We start from the raw sequence: 4,514 nt of genomic DNA on the forward strand, positions 1-4,514 counted from the left end.
CCCCCCCCCCCCCCCCCCCCCCCCCCCCCCCCCCCCCCCCCCCCCCCCCCCCCCCCCCCTTTCTCCAGGCAGGACGCGGCGTACCAGACACATGGGTGACTGGAGTTCAGCCGTGCGCTCTTCGGTCCTTCCACGCGGCCGCGGGCGCGCCGCCGGTTCCCGCGCTCGCCGTGCCGGCCGAGGCCCTGCGCGCCCGTCTTGAGGCCGGCTGGCTCGGCAGGGCCGCGGGGTGCCTGCTGGGCAAGCCGGTGGAGAAGCTGCCGCTCGACGGCATCAGGGCGCTCGCGGCGTCGACGGGCAACTGGCCGCTGTCGTCGTGGTTCACCGAGGTCGGCCTCGATCCCGCCGTGGCGGCGCGCTACCCGTGGAACCGGCGCAGCCGGCCCACCTCGCTGGCCGAGAACATCGACGGGATGCCCGAGGACGACGACCTCAACTACCCGCTGCTCGGCCTGCTCACGCTGGAGCGGCACGGGCACTCCTTCACCACGGACGACGTCGCGCGGCTGTGGCTCGACGAGCTGCCCGCGGGCCGGACGTTCACCGCGGAGCGCGTCGCGTACCGCAATCTGCTGGACGGCGTGGAGCCGCCGGGGACGGCGGTGCGGCGCAACCCGTTCCGTGAGTGGATCGGCGCCCTGATCCGCGCCGACGTGTTCGGCTGGACCCGGCCGGGCGATCCGGCCGCCGCGGCCGACGAGGCCTGGCGCGACGCCGTGCTCACACACACCGCGAACGGCGTGTACGGCGCGATGTTCGCCGCCGCGGTCGTCGCGCGGGCCGCGGGCGGCGGCGCCGACGTGCACGCGTGCCTGGCCGCTGGGCTCGCCGTGGTGCCCGCGCGGTCGAGGCTGGCCTCGGCCGTGCGCCACGGCATCGACGCGGCCCGCGCCGAACCGACCGGCACGGCCGAGGGGTTCGCGAGCGTCGTCGATGTCCTGCACGCGGCCTACGGCCACCACCACTGGGTGCACGTCGTGCCGAACGCGGCGCTCCTCGCGGCGGCGCTCACCCATGCGGACGGCGACTTCACCGGCTCGGTGTGCCGGGTCGTCTCCGGCGGCTGGGACACCGACTCCAACGGCGCGACGGCCGGCTCGGTGGCCGGGCTGCTCGCGGGCTCGCCCGGTGCGCTGCCCGGGGAGTGGACACGCCCGCTGGACAACCGCCTCGCCACCTCGGTCGCCGGATTCGACGGCGCCGGGTTCGACGCGCTGGCGCGGCGCACCGCCGCCCTCGCCGTGCTGCCCGCGCGCCACGGCACGCCCGAGCCCGCGGCCCACACCCCCAGGGACACACCATGACGAGCACACCACGGGCGAGGATCGCGGTCCTCGGCTCCACCAACATGGACTTCGTCGCGTACGCGCCGGTGGCGCCGGGCCGCGGCGAGACCGTCACCGGCGAGTCGTTCCGCACGGTCGCGGGCGGCAAGGGCGCCAACCAGGCCGTGGCCGCGGCCCGCACGGGCGGCGACGTCCGCATGATCGGCGCTGTCGGCGACGACGGCCTCGGCCCGCGGCTGCGCGCCGCGCTGGACGACGCCGGCGTGGACACGCGGACGCTGCGCACCGTGCCGGGCGCCAGCGGCACCGCGCACATCGTGGTGGACGGCGCCGGGCACAACTCCATCGTCGTGGTGCCGGGAGCCAACGCCACCGTGACGTCGCTGACCGAGGAGGACGAGCGGGTGGTGGCAGGCAGCGACGCGCTGCTGCTCCAGCTCGAATCCCCCCTGGACGGCGTGCTCGCGGGGCTGCGGGCCGCGAGGGCGAACGGGGTGCGCACGGTCCTCACGCCCGCGCCCGCCCGGCCGCTGCCCGGCGAACTGCTGTCCCTCGTGGACCTGCTGGTGCCCAACGAGCACGAGGCCGCGGCGCTCACCGGGCGGCGCGACCCGCACGAGGCGGCACGGGCACTGCTCGACCAGGTGCCCGAGGTGGTGGTGACGCTGGGCTCCGACGGCTGCCTGTACAGCAGTAGGGACGGCGGGACATTGACCGTTCCGGCGCGCCGGGTCACGGCCGTCGACACCACCGCGGCGGGCGACACCTTCGTGGGCGCGCTCGCCGTCGCGCTCGGCGAGCGGCGGCGGTCCGAGGAGGCCCTGCGCTGGGCGACAGCCGCCTCGGCGCTGTCCGTCCAGCGCCACGGCGCGTCGTCCTCGATGCCCGACCGCGCGGCCGTCGACCGGCTGGCGGCGACCGCGCCCTGACCCGGTCGCACACGCCGAACACCACCGAACACACGGCACGCACCCCACCGCACACCACCGCACCGCACGCACGCACACCGCACCTCCCATGCCGGACAGGCAGAGGAAACCGAGGTACCGCCATGCACCACCCACGCACCGACGACCAGCGGGCCGGCGCCCCGGGAGGGCCCGGCCCGGGCCCCCTCGCCGGGCTGCGCGTCCTCGACCTGGCGACGCTGTTCGCCGGCCCGATCGCCGCGACGATGCTCGGCGACTTCGGCGCCGAGGTCATCAAGGTCGAGCACCCGCGCAAGCCCGATCCGTCCCGCGGCCACGGGCCCGCCAAGGACGGTGTCGGCCTGTGGTGGATCCACCTCGGCCGCAACAAGCGCAACCTCACGCTGGACCTGTCCACGCCCGGAGGACGCGACGTGCTGCTGCGGCTCGCGGCGACCGCGGACGTGGTCATCGAGAACTTCCGCCCCGGCACGCTGGAGAGGTGGGGGCTCGGCTGGGAGGAGCTCTCGGCCGCCAACCCGCGGCTCGTGCTGGCCAGGGTGACCGGGTTCGGGCAGTTCGGGCCGTACGCGAAACGCCCCGGGTTCGGCACGCTCGCCGAGGCCATGAGCGGTTTCGCCGCGACCACGGGCGAGCCCGACGGGCCGCCGACGCTGCCGCCGTTCGGCCTCGCCGACTCGGTCGCCGGGCTCGCCACGGCGTATGCGGTGATGACGGCGCTCGCGGGGCGCGAGCGCACCGGCGCGGGGCAGGTGGTCGACCTGGCGATCATCGAGCCGATGCTCGCGGTGCTCGGCCCGCAGCTCCTCTGGTACGACCAGCTCGGCTATGTGCAGCCGAGGACCGGGAACAGGTCCGTCAACAACGCGCCGCGCAACACCTACCGCACGGCGGACGGCCGGTGGCTCGCGGTGTCGTCGTCCGCCCAGTCCGTCGCGGAGCGGGTGCTGCGCCTCGTGGGCCACCCCGAGTTCGCACAGGAGCCGTGGTTCGCCACCGGCACGGGCCGCGCCGAGCACGCGGACGAGATCGACGCGGTGGTCGGCGCATGGATCGCGCGCCACGACCGTGACGAGGTGGTGGCCGCCTTCGAGAAGGCCCAGGCGGCCGTCGCGCCCGTCTACGACGTGCGGGACGTGATGGAGGACCCGCAGTACCGGGCGCTCGGTACGGTCGCCGACGTCGAGGACGGCGAGCTGGGCCGGGTGCGGATGCAGAACGTCCTCTTCCGGCTCTCCGCCACGCCGGGCGCCATCCGCTGGACAGGCCGCCCGCACGGCGCCGACACCACCGGCATCCTCACCGAGCTCGGCCTGGGCGAGGCGGAGATCGACGCACTGCGCGAGAAGGGAACCCTGTGAACGCGACCACACGCTCCGGCACCGCGCCCGCCGTGTGCGACGGCTCCGCGCCGGCCTTCCTGACCTGGCTCTACGCGCCGGGCGACCGGCCCGATGTGGTGGCGAAGGCGCTGCGCTCGGGGGCCGACGTCGTCGTCGTCGACCTGGAGGACGCCGTCGCGGCAGCACGCAAGGACTACGCGCGCGACGCCACGGCCGAACTGCTGGCCGACGCGGCGCCCGGCCCGTGCGCCGTGCACGTCAGGGTCAACGCGCTCGGCGGGCCGCGCGCCGCCGCCGACCTGGCGGCCCTCGCCGGGCTGCCGGGCCTCGGCGGGCTGCGGCTGCCGAAGGTGGCGTCGGCGGCGGACGTGACGGCCGTCGTCGACGCCGTACGGCAGGCGGCGGGCACCGATGCGGCCGTGCCCGCGCTGTATCCGCTGATCGAGTCGGCTCTGGGCGTGGAGAACGCGTTCGCCGTCGCCTCGTCCCACCCCGCGGTGGGCGGTATCGCGCTCGGCGAGGCGGACCTGCGCGCGGATCTCGGCCTGGCCGGCGAGGACGCGCTGACCTGGCCGCGGGTGCGCGCGGTCGTCGCGGCCCGTGCCGCGGGCCTCGCCCCGCCCGCGCAGTCCGTCTACCCGGACGTGCGCGACCTGGCGGGCCTCGAGGCTTCCTGCCTGCGCGCCCGCGCCCTCGGGTTCCTCGGCAGGGCCGCGATCCACCCGCGCCAGCTGCCCGTCATCGAGCGGGCGTTCCTGCCGGACGCCGGGGAGGTCGCGGCGGCGCGCGAGACGGTCGAGGCGGCCGCGGCCGAGCCCGGGGCGCTCGCCCTGCCGGACGGCAGGTTCGTCGACCCGGCTGTGGTCGCGTCCGCGCGGCGCGTCCTGGCGCTCGCGGAGCGCGCGGGCCGGCCCGCGGCCTGACGGAGTGCGTGTGGGCCGGACGCCCGGCGCGGC

Annotated in this window: 4 protein-coding genes; all 4 read left to right on the top strand. The window is 76.7% G+C overall.

Translation table 11 applies throughout. The features are described 5' to 3' along the window. The coding region (locus JFN87_RS32090; RefSeq protein ID WP_245182809.1) for an ADP-ribosylglycohydrolase family protein at positions 1–1,304 on the top strand (1,304 nt) is incomplete at its 5' end. Further along, positions 1,301–2,215 carry a ribokinase gene (rbsK, locus tag JFN87_RS32095; protein WP_209345880.1) on the top strand — a complete coding sequence of 305 codons (915 nt, stop codon included), beginning with the start codon at positions 1,301–1,303 and terminating at the stop codon, positions 2,213–2,215. The genes JFN87_RS32090 and rbsK, both read left to right, overlap by 4 nt. A gap of 122 nt (positions 2,216–2,337) precedes the next feature. Next, on the top strand, positions 2,338–3,576 hold the full coding sequence (locus tag JFN87_RS32100; protein WP_209345882.1) for a CaiB/BaiF CoA transferase family protein: 1,239 nt from the start codon (positions 2,338–2,340) through the stop codon (positions 3,574–3,576). A 32-nt stretch (positions 3,577–3,608) separates the two neighbouring features. Further along, positions 3,609–4,481 carry an HpcH/HpaI aldolase/citrate lyase family protein gene (locus JFN87_RS32105; RefSeq protein ID WP_209345884.1) on the top strand — a complete coding sequence of 291 codons (873 nt, stop codon included), beginning with the start codon at positions 3,609–3,611 and terminating at the stop codon, positions 4,479–4,481. Positions 4,482–4,514 lie beyond the last annotated feature (33 nt).

The organism is Streptomyces montanisoli (assembly GCF_017813245.1).
Lineage (GTDB): Bacteria > Actinomycetota > Actinomycetes > Streptomycetales > Streptomycetaceae > Streptomyces > Streptomyces montanisoli.